Here is a 17294-nt window from a genome sequence, read left to right as displayed (position 1 = left end):
TTATAAAGCTTGTGTATAACCATAAAAATACATAAATACGAATAATAATTCTTTTTAAACAAACAAAAAAGCACAACTATTTCTATTTGTGCTTTCATATTTCACTCTACTTCCAATCCTCTTTCAAATGATAATTAATAATCGCATTATTAATAAACTGAGCATATTGTTCTCTAGGTACAGGGCGATTTAATTCATACATGCCATTCCCAGTTCCTCTCACAACATTATTAGATTGTAACGCACTAATTGCATCTTCTGCCCAGTGACCTTTTGGAATATCTTTAAATGTATGTTTTTGTTTCGTTTCAAAATTAAATGCTCGTTTTAAAATGACAGCCATTTCCGCTCTAGAGATTGGTGCTTTCGGCCTAAAATCCCCTTGGCCATCCCCTGTAAAAACCCCACGTTTTGTTAACGCTAAAATTTCCTTTTTAAAAGTGGTTGTACTATCAGAAACATCTTTATATGGATTCGCTACTGGCCCTTCTTCTTTTATCTCAAGTGTTCTGTAAATAGTCCCAGCTACTTGTTCACGTGTTATAAGATCGCTAACACCATACTTCCCGTTTCCATACCCTAATATAATTTTATGATACGCTAAATCCATAATAGCATCATATGCCCAAAATCCGTATGGAACATCTTCAAACACAATCATTTGTGGATACTCTTCCGCTTTTACAGGTGTCACATTCGCCCCTGCAAATATACCTACTGCCATTGTCGCAATCATCATTACACCCAATATTTTTTTCTTCATTATCCTCTCTCCCTATTTCATTCAAATAAAATGAACTTCATTGTTTCAGGAGTACTATTTTTTGGTGAATGTAAGATAAAATGCAAATCTTCTAGAAGAAATATTTCCACTACCTTTCTGCTTTATGCCTCCTTCTTTCTTTTTCAAAAAGGAAGTTGTTACATCTAAGGTGTTATATACTAAAACATTCTACAATTTCTTTATAAACTCCTTTTCACTTTATAACTTCCCTTTATTGGCACCTAAAGGAGATACCTAATGGAGGCTACTATATTGATAGTTTATATTTCAAGGGTAGCATTTTTCGCTGAATTTTGAGGTGGGGGTCTTACTGCCCAGCAAATAACGGGATAAAAAAATCATCCTTTTTTCTTAAAAGAGGATGATTTTTTTATCTTTATTAACACTCAAATATGCTACTACTTTTGAAGAGTAAATTGGGCAACTATTTGTTTTAATTTTCCTGCTGCGTTATGCATATGTTCAATTGAAACCGAAATCTCTTGAACAGATTTTTCTTGCTGTTGAATAGACTCTTTTACCCTATCAGTTCGGTCAGATGATCTTTGGGAAATTTGAGCCATGTCTTCTGCAGAAGCCGAGATTTCCTCACTACTCGCTGCAATTTCATCTGTAGACATAGATACCGTTTGAATTTGCTCAGATACTTGCTGTACTTTTTCTGTAATTGTTCCAAATACTTTTTCTGTATGCATTACTACTTGTGTACCTGCCTGTACCTCATTATCTACTTTCCCCATCATATGTACCGTATGGTTCGTTGTTCCCATAACTTGAGTAATAAGATTCTCAATTTGTTTTGCAGAATCACTAGATTGTTCTGCTAATTTCCGCACTTCATCTGCCACAATTGCAAATCCTCTACCACTTTCACCAGCACGTGCAGCCTCAATTGCGGCGTTTAATGCTAATAAGTTAATCTGGGAGGTAATACCTTGCATAACATCAATGATTTTAACAATTTCTTCTGATTGTTCTTTCATAGTCTCTACTTGTTTCACACCGCTATGTACCGAATTTTGGATTGTATCCATCTGTTGAATCATTTGTTTCATTAATTTGTTACCATTCTCTGCATCTAATGCTGATTGAGCAGATAATTCATTTACAGAGGATGATGTATTGACTATACTCTGCATTCCTTGTGTCAACTCTTCCATCGCACCCGCAGTTTGTTCCATTGCTTGCATTTGACTTTCTGCACCATTTGCAACTTCTTCAATATCCATAGTGATTTTCTTCGCTGCACTACTAGATACTTCTGATGCAGATACTACTCCGTCTGCATGTTGGAATAAAAGCTGAATATTATTCTCTACTTCTTGCATATTTGTTCTTAGCCCTGCAATCATCTCGTTAAAATTACTTACTAATACACCTAATTCATCCTTAGCAGTATAATCACCATGTACGGTTAAATCTCCTTCTTTCGCTCTTTCCATCATACGACTAACCGTTTGTAAAGGAGCAACTATAAGCTTGCTAATAATATAACTTACTATACATATAACGATTGTAGTAACTACTACAAGAATGATAAAGGTAATAACGGATCGATCAATCATTTTTTGAGAATCTTTAAATACTTGATCAGCTAAGTTTGAAACATACGATTCTAGATCCACTGCATAACCAGCTAACTCTATTCCCTTCGGTTTTAATTCCTTCTGAAATTCATGTACCATTTGTGGCTCGTTTGTTGCCTTCGCCTTTTCAAATATTTTTTTATATGTATCTTTATAACTTGGTAAAGATTTCTTCATCTTCTGAAACAGTTCATCCTCTTGCTTACTTAAATTAAAACCATCATCATATTCTTTTAATAAAGAATCATATTTTTTAAGATCCTTTTCAATATTATTAATTATTCCCTCTTTATTTGCTACTTCATTTTGTGATGCCGTAATTAATTCTAATAAATTATATTCTAGTGAATTTTGTGTGCGAAGCATTCCTTCTAATAAAATTGCAGAATATTGATAATCATCTACTACAACCTCTGTATCATGCTTAATCTTATTAATAGAACTAATTGCTACACTGCTTATAATTACCATACCTAAAACTGCTAATGAAATAAGCGACAATAATTTATATTTCACTTTTAAATTTTGTAAAAAATACATTTTTTCACCTTTATTCCTTTATATATAGATTTTTAGAATTTTATAGCTTATTATTTACAAAATCACAATAAAAAGCAATGATAAATATTCCCAATATGAAACTTATATCTCTATAAAAAAAGAAGTAGCTATCATGCTACTCCTTTTTGCTTTGTTTCTCATATTGTTCAAACGTATGAATTCTTTCAAAAATTGGTGGGTGCGTGTATAAGAAAAATTTCACTAACGCAGGCGGATTTACTTGGCTTAAACTTGTTTTTGATAAATATTGAAAAGTTTTCACACCAGATTTCCCGTCCTTCGTCATATTTAAAGCATATTGATCTGCGGCTCTTTCTTCTATACGTGAAACGTAGTTTGTTGCTGGTTGTGCTGCAAAAGAGAGTATAGAAGAAATTAAGAAAAATAAAGGTAAAATGGAGAAACATGCCACTTTTGAAATTTGCAATGTATCTCCCCATTTGCGAATACACATATTTATAATACGACTAATTAAAAACATACCTATAAACGATAGCAACACATAACTTGCAACGCCAAAATATATATGTTTCATAACATAATGCCCCATTTCATGGGCCATTATAAATAAAATCTCTTTATCTTTTAACTGCTTAAGTGTTGTATCCCACATTACAATACGGGCGTTAGGGCCAATTCCTGTTACGTAAGCATTTAATGCATTCGTTTTTTCTGACATATTTACTTCATATACGTGTTTAGCAGGAATGTCCGCTTTGTCTGCTATCGCTAAAATTTTCGTTTCTAATTCTTTATTTTTCAGCGTCGAGAAGTCGTTATACAGTGGATCAATAACGACAGGCTGTATGAATGTTAAAAAGATTGTAAATGGAACAGAGAGCGCCCATCCTGCTAGCCACCATCTCTTCGAAAATTTACGGATAAGCCATAATAGAACGGTAACTACGATTAACATAGTCGCATAACTTTCCCAAAAACCGATAACATGATCTTTTATCCAGCTTTGTGTACTTTGTGTTGAAATGCCGTAATCAACGGACACTTTCCGGCCAATCCATTGCATCGGTAAGGCAAGCACTGTTGTCAATAATGATAAATAAAAGAAATAAATCGCAACTTGCAAAACACTTATTTTAGTCGTTTCCTTCGACCATTTCTCAAACTTTCTTGAAATACCTAGCACAAGTACAAATAATAAAATAATCCATTCAAGAGGCGTCGCTAAAAAGTATAGTAAATTTTTCACGCGCGAATAATCTTGGCTTAGCGTAAGCTCTCTAGCACTCATAAACGTTTCTGGATCTGCACTCGTTCCTTTATACATGTCCGGAATAAGTTCATGATTCCATCCAAATAAATACCAATATATAAGTAACGCAAATCCAACGTACAAAAAAAGCGACCAACCGATAACCTTCCTCACGCTATTCCCTCCTCTATGCTGCCTGTCTATTATTATTGTAAGTTCGTACACGCTAAATTAGAACAAGCTTATTATGTGAATTGCTCTGGATCTTTTTATTTACATAAAAAAACTCTTCTACATAAGAAGAGTTTTACCTATCTTTAAACACTTTCTTCGGTTCACAATCCGTAATAAGGATCACACTTACAAACCAACACGTATCCTACTTACTGTTTAGATAACATAAAGAGCCTCTTTAAGGAAGTACATCTATTAATAAACTAAAATCTTGTAAAGAGAAAGAACTATATTTCATAATACCCTGTACAGCTAAAAGTAAAACAAGACCGATCACACACATATAGTTAACGCTTTCTTCACTCTTTTTTTCAGTAACGACTCCACCACTTATACATAAAATCCCCAACAAATGGAGCGCTAAATACATGAAAAAGTAAGCTTCCTCCCAGCGCAAAATAACATTCACTGTCGTTATTAACACTAGACTAAGCAAAATCAAATAAAAAAACTTATTTGATGATATCGTTTCATTCATATGATTTTATACATCCCTTTCAAATTTCGAATTAATGATGTTTCAAAGCTATAAAGTAAATGATTGTTTTTATACCATAAAACAAAAGGAAAGCCACCATTACTTTCTCGAATACTTTATGAATCCACATATACTTCTCTTCATTCTTTCTGAAGATGCGCTTCATCATTTCTTCTACAATTAGACCAAATATTAGTAAAACCCCGAACACAATAAGAAGAGAAATAATATTTTCTTTTAAATGAGTACTAGAAAATAAGTAATACTCTGGAAACACAATCGTATCTACTACAGGTTGAAGCCAATGACAAAAGCTTTTATCACACATATCTGTGATAGACGTAGCATCTATAATATCTTTTAATATTTTTTCAACCGTCTTCTTCATCTTATTTACTCCCGACTACATCTGAAAAGCTCTTTTCCTGCTCTGCATATATAACTGGCACTTCTTTACTCCAATACTTGCGATTAACAAATAAAAAGATAAGTACTAAGTTTAATCCTGTTATAAAAATAATAAGTCCAGGAAAGAATGTCGTATAATTTGAGAAATCGGCAAAACTCATAATTTTTTCTCTACTTATTAGAAAAGACGCACCTATTACAAATGCATTGTTTAACATATGTATTGCAATTGGCATGAGTAAACTTTTCGTACGAATATATACAATCGACAATACGATGCTGAATATGGCTGCACCGAGGAAATCAACATGTAACAACGCAAACAATATTGCTACAACGATGGTCGCTATGCTCGTTCCCCATTTTGTGGCAAAACGTTGAAGTAAAAATCCGCGAAAAACAAATTCCCCAATAACTGGTGCGATGAATACGACCCTAATGACTTGAGATACATATCCCCCAGTACTATCTACAATCGGTTCATGCAGGGCATTCATAATAAAGTCCGGTGTAATCCATGCAAAACTATACATATACAAAATAAGATACCCGTAACTAAACATGCATAACATAACCGTAATGTATAAAACTTGCACCAAGTTAAATGTTTCATTTTTATTAATAAACAATGAAAATGAAATGTGATGCTTTCTATACTCATAAAAAATCCATACCATCGGAAGGATATAGAATATAAGGGTATTTATAAAAGAAGAATTTTGTATATGAAATATACTTGTTAGCAAATCGCCACTACTTCTCGCTATTAAAATTAATAGTGCAAATACAATTAAAAAATATCTAGCTCGCATCACTTGAAACGGATTCACACTCATCTCCTCCCCTATGTTACTTTTATCATATCATTTGATTCTTAATTTTTTGCGAAAGAAAACCTTAAAATTTCCTTAAAAATTCCATAAGTTACAAAAGGATGATATGATATTCGAGAAAATTAGGAGGGATGTTTATGTACCAAGCAAATATTTTACTCGTTGATGATGAAACTGCAATTTTACAATTACTAACTACCATTCTTGAAAAAGAAGGTTTTTCTCATATTACAACTGCAACATCAGCTGAAATAGCTTTATCTCTAACTAAGGAAAACAATTACGATTTAATTATTTTAGATGTAATGCTTCCTGGACAATCTGGTTTTGATATTTGTCCAATCATTCGCCAACAAACAGATTGTCCCATTTTCTTCCTATCAGCAAAAGCATCTGATTTAGATAAAATATCTGGATTTTCATACGGTGCGGATGATTATATTACGAAGCCCTTTAATCCATTAGAAGTAGTAGTACGCATGAAAGCACAGCTTCGGAGACATATGAAACAAACCGTTCCACACGAGCAAAAATCACACTCGATTTCATTTGGAAGATTTGAAATTGATCAGCACTCTGCAGAACTAACAGTAGATGGGCATATTGTCGAATGTTCCGCTCAACTCTTTCAACTACTACTCTTCTTTTGTGAGAATCCAAACTACGTATTTTCGAAAGAGGAAATATATGAAAAAGTTTGGGGAGCACCTGCCTATAATGGCGATGACAACACTGTTATGGTCCACATTCGAAAACTACGTGAAAAAATTGAACACGATCCAAGTAAACCAGAATATATAAAAACCGTTCGCGGGCTTGGTTATAAGTTCGTTACAAAGTAGGGTGACGATATGAATTTTAATAAACGACTTATTATTCAATTTATCATGCAACACGTTTTTGTTTTAGTTACATTACTTATCGCTGTAGTTGCTGCTTTTACTTATTTAATTTTTCTTCTTACTAGTACTTTATACGAACCTAATATTCCAGATTCTGATAGTTTTACAATTTCAAGATACATCTCTTCAGAAGATGGGCATATTTCATTACAATCTGAAGTGCAAGATTTAATAAAAGAGAAAAATGATTGGCTCCAAGTTGTAGATGAAAACGGAAAAATCCTCTACCACTTTAATACACCAAATGATGTTCCGAATGCTTATACGAAGACATCTTTAGTCGCATACATACAACATCATATCGAAAGTAATTATAAATTTACATATTGGGAAATTGAATTAGAAGAAAAGAAAGTACTTGTTATTTATGGTGGTATGTTAAAAAGCAATGCGTTACTGACAGCAATTCAAAAGGATCATTCCTCTTTAACGATGGATTCGTTCACATTAACAGATCAAGAAAAACAGTTACTGTCTAAAGAAAAAGCAGCACTTCAAATATTTAATCAAAATGGCGAAGAGGTTTTTTCCTATCCAACTGGAAAGAAAAAAACATTTTCAGCAATACAAATTGCCCTTAATGAAACAGAACCGTGGAATCATAAAGAAAACACGTCTAGCTTTTACGATGCAAATAGTGGCAACCTTCTCGTTGTAACTGCAAAAAATGAGCACTACTATCCAGATGATGAAATGGAAGATGTATTTACTAAGAAGTTTCTCATCGGATGCGGATTAATCCTTCTTATCGTATTTGTTTATTTAGTCATTCTTTCTATTTGGTACGGTAATAAATTCGGGAAACCGTTATTACATGCGATGCGCTGGCTTAAAAATATCGCTGGTGGAAAGTATGAAGAACCTATTAGTAAAAAAGGAAAACCTGTCAGGTTCCGGCGATCTGGTAAAGAAAAATGGTCATTCCGTTTGTTTAGAGATGTGACAAGTTCACTAGAACACCTTTCTATTACACTCAAAAAAAATGATGCGATGAGGCAAGTACTCCAGCAAACACGAGAAGAATGGATTACTGGTCTAACGCATGATTTAAAAACACCACTTAGCTCTATATATGGCTACGCATTATTACTTGAATCGAATCAATATAACTGGACTGATCGTGATATTCAGCAATTTGGTAGTGTTATGAAAGAGAAATCTCAATATATGACGACATTAATTGATGATTTAAGCTTAACGTATCAATTAAAAAATAATAGCCTTCCTGCACAGCACGTAAACGTTGAAATCAATCAGTTCGTTCAAAAAGTATTATTGCAATTTATTAACAATCCAACACTCCAAAATCAAAATATTGAATTCGTACCGAGCTCAAATAAAATTCAATATTTCATTGAAGAAAAATGGTTTCAGCGTATTATCGAAAACTTACTCGTAAATGCTGTAAAACATAATAACGAAACGACTAATGTCATCGTAAAACTATCACAAAACGCTAATTCCTTTACACTCTCCATTTCAGATGATGGAAAAGGAATGGATGAAAAAACGAAAGAACTTCTATTTGAACGATATTACCGCGGAACAAACACAGAAGAAAGCAACATCGGAACTGGACTTGGCCTAGCCATTACAAAACAGCTCGTTCATGCTCATAACGGGACAATTTCCGTTGATAGTGCACTCGGAAAAGGAACGACGATTATTCTTGTATTTCCGTTTCGTTCGTAGGAAAGACGCTATGTGGCGTCTTTTTTCTTTTCTGGGAGAATTTTATGGTAATTGAAATTATGTGGATCGTTTTTTTGAGGTGTTTTAGCGGTATATGAAATTATATCGGCGATTTTTTGAATATATCGGCGCAACTCGAATTATATCAGCGATTTCCGAAATATATCGACTTACCGACAAAAACCGACAATACTAACCTACCTCCCTACTATACAAAGTAAAAATAAAACTATTAACAAATACATTTCTAAACTGTTATACTATAAATAGAAGTATAAACTAACTAAGTTTTGCATAAAATGAAGTAGACGAGGTGCTTCCAACACCCCGTCACTGCAACTAATTACCGTAAGGTGGAAGGTTGCAACTAAAGCTTATTTGCGCTTAGAAGACTTCCCACGCTTCGCAGGCAGACGGGTGGTCTTCTTTTTGCGCTTTTTTGCCGTTAATTTCTTAAATCCCAAAACTATACCTTCTCTAGCTATAGTTTTTGTGATTTCCAACAAAATTTGCAAAAGAAATTCCATACGATTACACCTCCTTTCTTCACCAAATGAAGAAAGGGCATAACCTTCCACCCGCAATATTTAATTGCTATTTTATTTTACCATTTTCATATGTATTACAAATAAAACAATACAAATTTAACAATCCACTTATAAAAAAAGCGAACCATCTCTCAATGATTCGCTCTTACCCTATTATTTTTTCTTCACCGGTATCCAAAGCTCTACTTGTGCAAACTCACTCTTATCTTCGTGGCAACGCTCATCGTACAGTTCAAACTCTGTAACTCCGCAATGTTCATATCCTGAATGCGGGAACCATTCTGAGAATACTGCATTCCAAGTTTGGTGAATAGACGATACCATTTCTTTATGAGGAACTTTCGGCGTTGTAAATACTGCATATGTTGCTGCAGGGAAAGTACGCTTTGCAATTTCATTTGGTACATTTTCAAAGTCTGTAACTTCCATTCCAATAATATAAGTGAAGTCCCCTGTTTCTAAATTAAAATCAGTACATAATCCAAGCTCTACCCATTGGCTCGTATCTTTACGATTCGGAATCGTTGTTCCAAGATCTTTTTGTAAATATTCTTGCCAAAATGCTGGGATGTCTTGATGGTTTTTCCCTTCTTTACTTGTCGTCTTCAGTTCATAACCTGCCATTAAAAATTCTGGTTTATTTACAATACGATATTCCATTTGTATGCCTCCTAAATACGGATTTAATTTTCTTTGCTTTACATTCACGCTGTAATACATCGGTGTTTCAATTTCTTGTTTTCGATATTCACTCGGTGTCATTTGAAATAATTTCTTAAAGGCTCTCGTGAACGTTTCGTGAGATTGAAAGCCATGCTCAAATGCGATATCAATAACTTTTTCATCCGTATGAGAAAGTTGATAAGCTGCCCGGGCTAACCTCCTCTTTCGAACATACTCCATTACTGTATCACCTACTAATGCCTGAAATACACGATGAAAATGCGACTCAGAAAAACCTGCAATACGTGCTAAATTACGCAGCGTCTGTTTTTCCATTACATCTTCCTCAATATAATCAATTGACCTTTGAATTTGTGTTTCATAGCTTTCCATCTCTGTTCACCCGCCTTATATGTATTATGATAAAAGAGAATCCTATCCAATTCTTGACGTTTTTTACTATAATTCCATAAAAAATTGTAACTTTTTTATATGTATTTCGTTGTTATGTATGAAGGGAGGGAAATGTAGTGAAACGCAAACAATCATTAGAAGACATTTACTCCGAGCATATGCAAGATTTATTTCGCTATCTTCTCTCCCTAACCGGAGATTCCCACTATGCGGAAGATCTCATGCAAGAAACCTTTTACCGAATGCTCGTCCATATTGACTATTACAAAGGCGAAGAAATTAGGCCGTGGTTATTTACAATTGCCTACAATGCCTTTATCGATTGGTATCGTAAAGAAAAGAAATATAAAACAACAGAAGTTGCAGAATTCCATTTACCAAACGTTCCAAGTACAGAACATGCATATTTCGTAAAATTTGAGATTGCTAGTTGGTTAGAAAGTTTATCCATTCTTCCGCTCGAACGACGAAATGCCCTGCTACTACGAGATTACTATGGATTCTCCTATAAGGAAATAGCAGAAATGACTGGTCTCTCATTAGCGAAAGTGAAAATTGAATTACACAGGGGACGAAAAGAAATAAAAAGCATAAAGGAGTGATACAGATGGGCTGTACAGAATTAAAAAAACTATGGAAGAAGTATGAAACCGGAACGCTCACGTATGATGAACAAGAACTGTTAGAAAGTCATATTGAGTCATGTGAAGAGTGTGAAGCTTACTTAGATGAGCTGTTAACAAAGACAGAACCAATTAAGAAAAAGTTACCTCCAAAAGATCTTAAAATTCCTTTTTGGAGAATTAAGTGGAAACATCGTTTACAAACGTTTGGTTTTATATTATCAATTTGCATCGTTATCTATATAATCGGCGGGGTATTATCAGCCTTTTATTTTCAAGCTAATAATGATAAAAGGCTAAAAGAAATTAGAGAGGTTCCTTCTCTTGCACTTGAAGCAACTATCCCAAATAGCCGCGTTATGGCAGGCGGAACAAGTGTAGAAGCTTTTTTCCGTACGAATAGCCAATTTGATTTAGTAAGAACCGTCGGTAAAAAAGAAATGCCCCTCGGTACAATAGAAACAAAAAGCTTCTTATCATCTGTAGATATCACGAAGCAAACTTGGATGAATCCGTTCTATCAACCAAAACTCTTCTTTGTTCATCCAAAAACAGAGCAGGGTGATTATTTAAAGGATTCATCAAAAAAAGTATGGGATACACTTGCAAAAGTACATGATGGAACCGTTGCAGAAGTAGCAATTTCTTTTGATAAAGCTTACACTTTAAAAGAATTAGAACCGCTTTTATATAGCATATTCGAGGCACAAGAACTCCCTCCAACTCCTGTATGGTACGCTTTAGATACAGGACAAGAAAGAAAAAATGTAGATGACTATATCCTACATGGCGGAGAAGCTATAGGGTTTCCAGAACATGTAAGATTCCTCGATAATGAAACTGACGGGCAGAAAACGCAAGAAGACAAAGTAACCGAAATGATGCGCGTCCTTTCTATCCATAAAAAAACGGTAAGCAAAATAGCAGCGCTTTCTGAGAAAGAACTAAACTTAGATAAACGTTATCAATATGTAAAGGGTAACGGTGTAAAAGTATACGGAATTGTTATTACTGGCCCATCGAAAGAGTTATTAAAATTACAAAACTCCCCGCACGTACGTTATGCGACTCTTGGAGATATTGAGATTTGGAATTGGTTTGATCATTAATAAAAAAGAAGTAGCGCTCTAAAAAAGATGCGCTACTTCTTTTTTATTCCGAAATCAATTTCACATACATCCCTCTCACCGCTTTTTCATAAGCAATATCACTCATCTGTCTTATGTTTTCTGACACAACAGACGACTGAACGATTTTTCCTTCACGAAGTAACGGCGGATCAATAAGACGCACTTTATTTTTCTGATGTAAATCATAATCGTTTCTATCTTCTTTTACTTTTACATTTCGATGAACTTTGCTTAATAAAGCTTCTACTTCGGGGTCATTACATTGTTGCAATTTCGAAATAAGCTCCTCATCTTCAAGAAGAAAATCATCTGCATGAATAATCCTTTTATGAAGAGCTACCTTTAACGTTTTCGCTAACATATCATTTCCGTAAATATTCATTGGTTCCATAAAGAAATCGATTACTTCCTTGTAATACGTTTCTGTAAACCATTCTACCATTTCGACACTTTGAACAACCATTTTCCCATCTACAGCGATGACATCTTCTAAAAAACTGTGAACTTCTTCTAAAGAAACATACCCATATGTATACATATCTCGTAATGTATAATCCACTCTGTCTGCGCATAATTCTGGTGCTGACCTTTCGAGTAACGTCCATTTCGAATCATCTAACAAAATATCTTCATAGTTATAACCATACTTCGCAAGAATCGCTGGAATTTCTGAGTTTTTCACAACAGAACTAAATATCTCTTCATGATAACTTTCATCTTCATTATCAAAAACGTAATCAATCACGTGGGAAAAAGCAGTATGCGATACGTCATGCAGTAAACCAGCAATCTGTTCTTTTACTGAACCACCTAGTTTTTTCACTAATAACATAACACCAACTGAATGATCAAAGCGCGTTACATTCCATTTCTCGTTCATTAAGTAACTTGCGCCTGCTTGATGAATTCCCTTTAGTCTTTGCACAGACTTACTTAAAATTAATTCTTCTACTACTTGATCCACTTCAAATTCTCCGTATAGTACATCTGATATGATCACTTACAATCCCCCTTTATTTTAATTGAGTCTCTTTTATGAAATTAGCACCAACATAAGTATTTATTGTTATTTGTTTTTATTGAAAAAATAGAGAGCCATCAGCTCTCTATTTCATAACACCTATTCAAACGTAACCTCAACCTGCACAATCTCCGACCTACTACCAAGTCTAAGCGGTGGTCCCCAAAATCCAAATCCAGAAGAAACAATTGCATGGAACGCGCCTTTTTGTGCGTATCCCCAGTCTAGCTCGTACATTCTTCTCGTTACAATATGATTGGGCGCCATTTGTCCGCGGTGTGTATGACCGGATAATAATAAATCTACGCCAGCATCCGCTGCTTGTTTTAACTCAAATGGCTGGTGATCCATTGCGATAACAGGCATCGATTTATCTACCGTACTCATTAATTGTTCAAAGCTTTGACGATCTCGCTCTGTTTTATCTCTTCTTCCAACGAGATAAAAGTCATCTTCAATTGTAATTACTTCATCTAAAAGAATACGAATATCAATCTTATCCATCTCTTGTAGAAACTCTGGAACCGCTCTACCGTAGTATTCATGGTTTCCTAATACGCCATATACGCCTAATGGTGCTTTTATTTGTTTCATGATTGGTCCCATATTCTTTTGAATGAACACACCTGGATGATCATCGATAATATCACCTGGTAGCAAAATAATATCGGGCTCCATCTCATTTACATGACGAACAAGTCTTTTTAAATGCGAAACGCCAGACAGTTTACCGAAATGCATATCAGAAGCCATCGCAATGCGTAAACTTTTACGCCCCTCTACCTTTTTCGGTATGTGCACCTCGTACTTTCTTACTACCGGGCTATACGCATTAAATACTCCATACGCAAAGATAAAGATAAATGCAGCTATCACAGCCGCCCCTGTCCAAATAATTGCCGCTTCTTTCTCTACTGAAAACTGTAAAAGAAAGACCATAATATTAGCTAATGGCAACAGCATAAGCGCATATTGTATAACCGCAAACCAAATCGAACCTATCGTTCGCAGAAATGGCAAAAACTTAAACACTTGCACGAGAATGTACGCATATGAAATAAATGCAACTATAAAAGCATAATATCCCCAAGATTCCCAGCCAAATACCGCATGAAGCCAAATCCATCCGTTCCAGCCGATGTAAAACATAAGTAGTGTGTATATAATTAATATGGTAAATATATTGAGATAACGAAGATTCTTCACAGCCAGCCTCCTTATTGATTTCTTCTATTATAACTTGTTATGCACTTATAACGTAAATATTAAGCGCTTCAATCTTCAGAATAAGAACATTGATAAACATATTGTCTTAAAATTTTTAAGAACGGCTGTAATGGACATTTTTGAGTCTTAAGTGTTGGATGAAATTCTATTATCTTTATCCTTCAAAACTCATCTATGCAATTATGCATAACCATCCATTCCGTTTTATTTTCATGTTACGATATAAATGTAATACGACATATATCGACAAAGATAAAAGGAAGTGATTGTATGAAACGTTCTAAAACATACTTAAAATGTTTAGCATTATCCGCTGTTTTTGCTAGTAGCGCTGTAACTCTTTCAACACCTGCTGCTTATGCTCAAACAACATCGCAAGTTGTAACAGATATCGGGCAAAATGCAAAAACACATACGAGCTATAATACATTTAATAATGATCAAGCTGATAATATGACAATGTCTTTAAAGGTGACTTTTATCGATGACCCAAGCGCTGATAAACAGATTGCCGTTATTAATACAACTGGTAGTTTTCTAAAAGCAAATTCTACTATAAGTGATGCACCTATTGATAACTACCCAATCCCTGGCGCTAGTGCAACATTACGTTATCCTTCACAATATGATGTTGCATTTAACCTTCAAGATAACAGCGCTCGTTTCTTTAACGTAGCACCTACAAATGCTGTAGAAGAAACGACTGTAACATCTAGCGTATCTTATCAACTTGGTGGCTCTGTTAAAGCTTCTGTAACGCCTAATGGCCCTAGCGCTGAAGCGGGTGCAACTGGTCAAGTCACTTGGTCGGACTCTGTAAGCTATAAACAAACTAGTTATAAAACAAATTTAATTGACCAAACAAACAAAAACGTAAAATGGAACGTATTCTTTAACGGATTTAACAATCAAAACTGGGGTATTTACACACGTGATTCCTACCATTCTTTATACGGAAACCAACTGTTTATGTACTCTCGCACATACCTATATGAATCTGATGCAAAAGGTAATTTAATACCGATGGATCAACTTCCAGCATTAACAAATAGCGGTTTCTCTCCTGGTATGATCGCTGTTGTTATCTCTGAAAAAAATACAGATCAATCTAACTTACAGGTCGCTTATACAAAACACGCCGACGACTACCAACTTCGTCCAGGCTACACATTCGGAACTGCAAACTGGGTTGGAAACAACGTAAAAGACGTTGATCAAAAAACATTTAATAAATTGTTCACACTAGATTGGAAGAATAAGAAATTGGTAGAGAAAAAATAGATAAAGAAAACCGAACCGCCATTTAGAGGGTGGCTCGGTTTTTATTTAAATAACAAAATTCTTTCGTTCTTTTCATGTTATGGAAAAGATTTTTTTATGTGCCTAATTCTCTGTTCTTTGTAATAAAGGAATCGTATTATATATTATTAATATAGCGATATAATATTTATTAAAATACCTTTCGTATCACTTTTCAAAACATTACCCACGCATCTTCATACGTTGCTACAACTTCTCTGCTTTGATCTGTCATCGCAATAACATCACCACGAGGATTGTAGTAGTAGTATAACGTTTGCCCTTTTGATTTTATAGCTAAGCGTGTACCACTTGTGGAATATACATATTGACGAAGAACATTTCCACTACCATCTGTCTCATATAATGGGTTAATGCTGTCTCCATCATAGAAGTAGCGTGTTACTTGACCATTTACACTCTTTTCAATACGACGATTATTTTCATCATATTTATACGTTGCGAATGCATTGCTCTCACCTTGTTTTGTAATCGCTACAAGTTGGTCATTTTCATTCCATGTATACTTGTACTTTCCATCAGATGTACGATTTCCATTCGCATCATACGTTAACGATTCGTTTCCGAATTTGACAAGTTGATTTCCTTCATTAAACGTTGCCGCTATAGACTTTGTTTCTTTTCCATTCTCTACAACTTTCACACTTGTACGGTTTCCAAATCCATCATATGTATAAGATTTACTTGTTCCGTTTGGTAGTGCTTCATTTAATAATTGGTTAATCGGGTCGTATACAAAGTTTGTTTCTGTTACTTTTCCGCCCGCACCTTCATGTTTAATCTTCGTATTGAAGTTTAAAGATAAACACATTTAACAATTGATAAAATAAGACAAGGGCTTTTTTGGAATCATCGGTTAAACTTGCAATTTAGTTGAAGAAGGCACAAACTGATGATGCGGAAAAACGTAGTATATAGAAGACTATGTAAGGAGTTTTTCATATGATTGATAACAGAATTTCGAAAGATTATGATCATGAAATAGATGATTCTTTAAAAGAAATTACAGATACAACCATCTTACTTAATTTTCAAAAAGCGATTGTAAGTTTATATCCTCATCTAATACCAATTCATGCTTTTGCCTATGACGCATGGGATGATATTGTAATGCCATTGTTTTATGAAATGGTATATAAAACCTTTGCTTTTAAATACGGGATAGATATTAACTTTAAAGAAACTCATACCTATATGTTTTCGCTTAATAGTTATAAAGGGATACATCACATCGAGTGTGTTCCAAAGTGCACGACATTTAAGATTTATATTAACGAAGAATGGATTGAAATGGATAATAAAAGTTTGAAAGAAAATGTATTTGTATTTAAGTCATTTGGGGATGGATTGCATTTTCTAACTGGTGGAATTGAAATTGAAGATGCTTATCGTGTAGGATTTGACCTTGTTGAGGTTGATATTGTTTCTACCATAACAGGTCTTCCATCTAAAACAAGTATTTTTATTGATAAAGAGCATGTAGACTTTGTGTTTGTTGCAGAAACATATGATACAAATATCCAAAATTAAAAATTTTATGTAAGAAAGTAGGAAGAATATCTTCATTACTACTCATATCAAATAGTTGAACACGCTCCGCTATTATATATACAAATTTCCTACTACATTTCATATGAGAAAAAGTTATTACGATAAACAA

At 34.3% G+C, this 17294-nt stretch carries 16 protein-coding genes and 3 pseudogenes; 7 read left to right on the top strand and 12 right to left on the bottom strand.

Translation table 11 applies throughout. The features are described 5' to 3' along the window. Positions 1-106: 106 nt before the first annotated feature. From CGQ22_RS22900 to CGQ22_RS22875, 7 genes and pseudogenes are all read right to left on the bottom strand, one after another. Positions 107-763 carry an S-layer homology domain-containing protein gene (locus CGQ22_RS22900; protein WP_139032721.1) on the bottom strand — a complete coding sequence of 219 codons (657 nt, stop codon included), beginning with the start codon at positions 761-763 and terminating at the stop codon, positions 107-109. 419 nt (positions 764-1182) lie between these two features. Beyond that, entirely contained in the window at positions 1183-1974 is a 792-nt protein-coding gene (locus CGQ22_RS33025) for a methyl-accepting chemotaxis protein (RefSeq protein ID WP_406940645.1), read from the bottom strand. A 156-nt stretch (positions 1975-2130) separates the two neighbouring features. Next, positions 2131-2910, bottom strand: a pseudogene (locus tag CGQ22_RS33020) (MCP four helix bundle domain-containing protein); the annotation flags it as partial. 136 nt (positions 2911-3046) lie between these two features. After that, positions 3047-4315, bottom strand: a complete 1269-nt coding sequence (locus tag CGQ22_RS22890) for a M48 family metallopeptidase (protein WP_001233324.1) — start codon at positions 4313-4315, stop codon at positions 3047-3049. Between the two features lie 238 nt (positions 4316-4553). Beyond that, positions 4554-4853 carry a DUF2101 family protein gene (locus CGQ22_RS22885; RefSeq protein ID WP_002163887.1) on the bottom strand — a complete coding sequence of 100 codons (300 nt, stop codon included), beginning with the start codon at positions 4851-4853 and terminating at the stop codon, positions 4554-4556. A gap of 31 nt (positions 4854-4884) precedes the next feature. Continuing rightward, entirely contained in the window at positions 4885-5241 is a 357-nt protein-coding gene (locus CGQ22_RS22880) for a hypothetical protein (RefSeq protein ID WP_000754328.1), read from the bottom strand. Position 5242: 1 nt separating this feature from the next. Next, a complete protein-coding gene (locus tag CGQ22_RS22875) occupies positions 5243-6091 on the bottom strand; it encodes a CPBP family intramembrane glutamic endopeptidase (RefSeq protein WP_001067990.1) in 849 nt (282 codons plus the stop codon). 140 nt (positions 6092-6231) lie between these two features. Between CGQ22_RS22875 and CGQ22_RS22870 the strand changes: the two genes are divergently transcribed. After that, the gene (locus tag CGQ22_RS22870; RefSeq protein ID WP_000283861.1) at positions 6232-6936 is read left to right on the top strand and encodes a response regulator transcription factor; all 705 of its coding nucleotides are present in this window, start codon (positions 6232-6234) and stop codon (positions 6934-6936) included. A gap of 9 nt (positions 6937-6945) precedes the next feature. Then, positions 6946-8688: a sensor histidine kinase gene (locus CGQ22_RS22865; protein WP_001010452.1), complete on the top strand. Its 1743-nt coding sequence runs from the start codon at positions 6946-6948 to the stop codon at positions 8686-8688. Between the two features lie 374 nt (positions 8689-9062). Here the strand turns inward: CGQ22_RS22865 and CGQ22_RS32135 are convergent, their stop codons facing one another. Together CGQ22_RS32135 and CGQ22_RS22855 are read right to left on the bottom strand one after the other, a co-directional pair. Then, entirely contained in the window at positions 9063-9215 is a 153-nt protein-coding gene (locus CGQ22_RS32135) for a hypothetical protein (RefSeq protein ID WP_000394945.1), read from the bottom strand. 174 nt (positions 9216-9389) lie between these two features. Beyond that, positions 9390-10292, bottom strand: a complete 903-nt coding sequence (locus tag CGQ22_RS22855) for an AraC family transcriptional regulator (RefSeq protein ID WP_000446844.1) — start codon at positions 10290-10292, stop codon at positions 9390-9392. A 137-nt stretch (positions 10293-10429) separates the two neighbouring features. Between CGQ22_RS22855 and CGQ22_RS22850 the strand changes: the two genes are divergently transcribed. Next, entirely contained in the window at positions 10430-10915 is a 486-nt protein-coding gene (locus tag CGQ22_RS22850; protein ID WP_000823979.1) for an RNA polymerase sigma factor, read from the top strand. Positions 10916-10920: 5 nt separating this feature from the next. After that, complete coding sequence (locus CGQ22_RS22845; RefSeq protein ID WP_089149399.1) at positions 10921-12045, top strand: anti-sigma factor; 1125 nt, start codon at positions 10921-10923, stop codon at positions 12043-12045. Between the two features lie 43 nt (positions 12046-12088). Here CGQ22_RS22845 and CGQ22_RS22840 read toward each other — a convergent pair whose 3' ends face one another. Further along, positions 12089-13066, bottom strand: coding sequence for an HD domain-containing protein (locus tag CGQ22_RS22840; RefSeq protein ID WP_089149398.1), 978 nt, complete (start codon positions 13064-13066; stop codon positions 12089-12091). Between the two features lie 120 nt (positions 13067-13186). Continuing rightward, a complete protein-coding gene (locus CGQ22_RS22835) occupies positions 13187-14293 on the bottom strand; it encodes a metallophosphoesterase (protein ID WP_089149397.1) in 1107 nt (368 codons plus the stop codon). A 34-nt stretch (positions 14294-14327) separates the two neighbouring features. Here CGQ22_RS22835 and CGQ22_RS32805 point away from each other — a divergent pair. Together CGQ22_RS32805 and cytK2 are read left to right on the top strand one after the other, a co-directional pair. Then, positions 14328-14441 (top strand): annotated as a pseudogene (locus CGQ22_RS32805) (TetR family transcriptional regulator); the annotation flags it as partial. Between the two features lie 143 nt (positions 14442-14584). Further along, on the top strand, positions 14585-15595 hold the full coding sequence (gene cytK2, locus CGQ22_RS22825; RefSeq protein ID WP_061883877.1) for a beta-channel forming cytolysin CytK2: 1011 nt from the start codon (positions 14585-14587) through the stop codon (positions 15593-15595). Positions 15596-15768: 173 nt separating this feature from the next. On the opposite strand, the pseudogene CGQ22_RS22820 reads toward cytK2, so the two are convergent. Beyond that, positions 15769-16421 (bottom strand): annotated as a pseudogene (locus CGQ22_RS22820) (hypothetical protein); the annotation flags it as partial. Between the two features lie 155 nt (positions 16422-16576). Between CGQ22_RS22820 and CGQ22_RS22815 the strand changes: the two are divergent. Beyond that, positions 16577-17164 (top strand): hypothetical protein, encoded by a 588-nt coding sequence (locus tag CGQ22_RS22815; protein WP_000566764.1) that lies wholly within the window; start codon positions 16577-16579, stop codon positions 17162-17164. Positions 17165-17294 lie beyond the last annotated feature (130 nt).

It is taken from the genome of Bacillus sp. M13(2017) (assembly GCF_002218325.1).
GTDB lineage: Bacteria > Bacillota > Bacilli > Bacillales > Bacillaceae_G > Bacillus_A > Bacillus_A thuringiensis_K.
This window is presented reverse-complemented; position numbering and strand designations above follow the sequence as displayed.

Coding starts and splice junctions, on each gene's coding strand:
- CGQ22_RS22900 (WP_139032721.1), bottom strand. CDS start 763: ATGAAGAAAAAAATATTGGGTGTAATGATGATTGCGACAATGGCAGTA.
- CGQ22_RS33025 (WP_406940645.1), bottom strand. CDS start 1,974: ATGCAAGCAATGGAACAAACTGCGGGTGCGATGGAAGAGTTGACACAA.
- CGQ22_RS22885 (WP_002163887.1), bottom strand. CDS start 4,853: ATGAATGAAACGATATCATCAAATAAGTTTTTTTATTTGATTTTGCTT.
- CGQ22_RS22880 (WP_000754328.1), bottom strand. CDS start 5,241: ATGAAGAAGACGGTTGAAAAAATATTAAAAGATATTATAGATGCTACG.
- CGQ22_RS22870 (WP_000283861.1), top strand. CDS start 6,232: ATGTACCAAGCAAATATTTTACTCGTTGATGATGAAACTGCAATTTTA.
- CGQ22_RS22865 (WP_001010452.1), top strand. CDS start 6,946: ATGAATTTTAATAAACGACTTATTATTCAATTTATCATGCAACACGTT.
- CGQ22_RS32135 (WP_000394945.1), bottom strand. CDS start 9,215: ATGGAATTTCTTTTGCAAATTTTGTTGGAAATCACAAAAACTATAGCT.
- CGQ22_RS22855 (WP_000446844.1), bottom strand. CDS start 10,292: ATGGAAAGCTATGAAACACAAATTCAAAGGTCAATTGATTATATTGAG.
- CGQ22_RS22845 (WP_089149399.1), top strand. CDS start 10,921: ATGGGCTGTACAGAATTAAAAAAACTATGGAAGAAGTATGAAACCGGA.
- cytK2 (WP_061883877.1), top strand. CDS start 14,585: ATGAAACGTTCTAAAACATACTTAAAATGTTTAGCATTATCCGCTGTT.
- CGQ22_RS22815 (WP_000566764.1), top strand. CDS start 16,577: ATGATTGATAACAGAATTTCGAAAGATTATGATCATGAAATAGATGAT.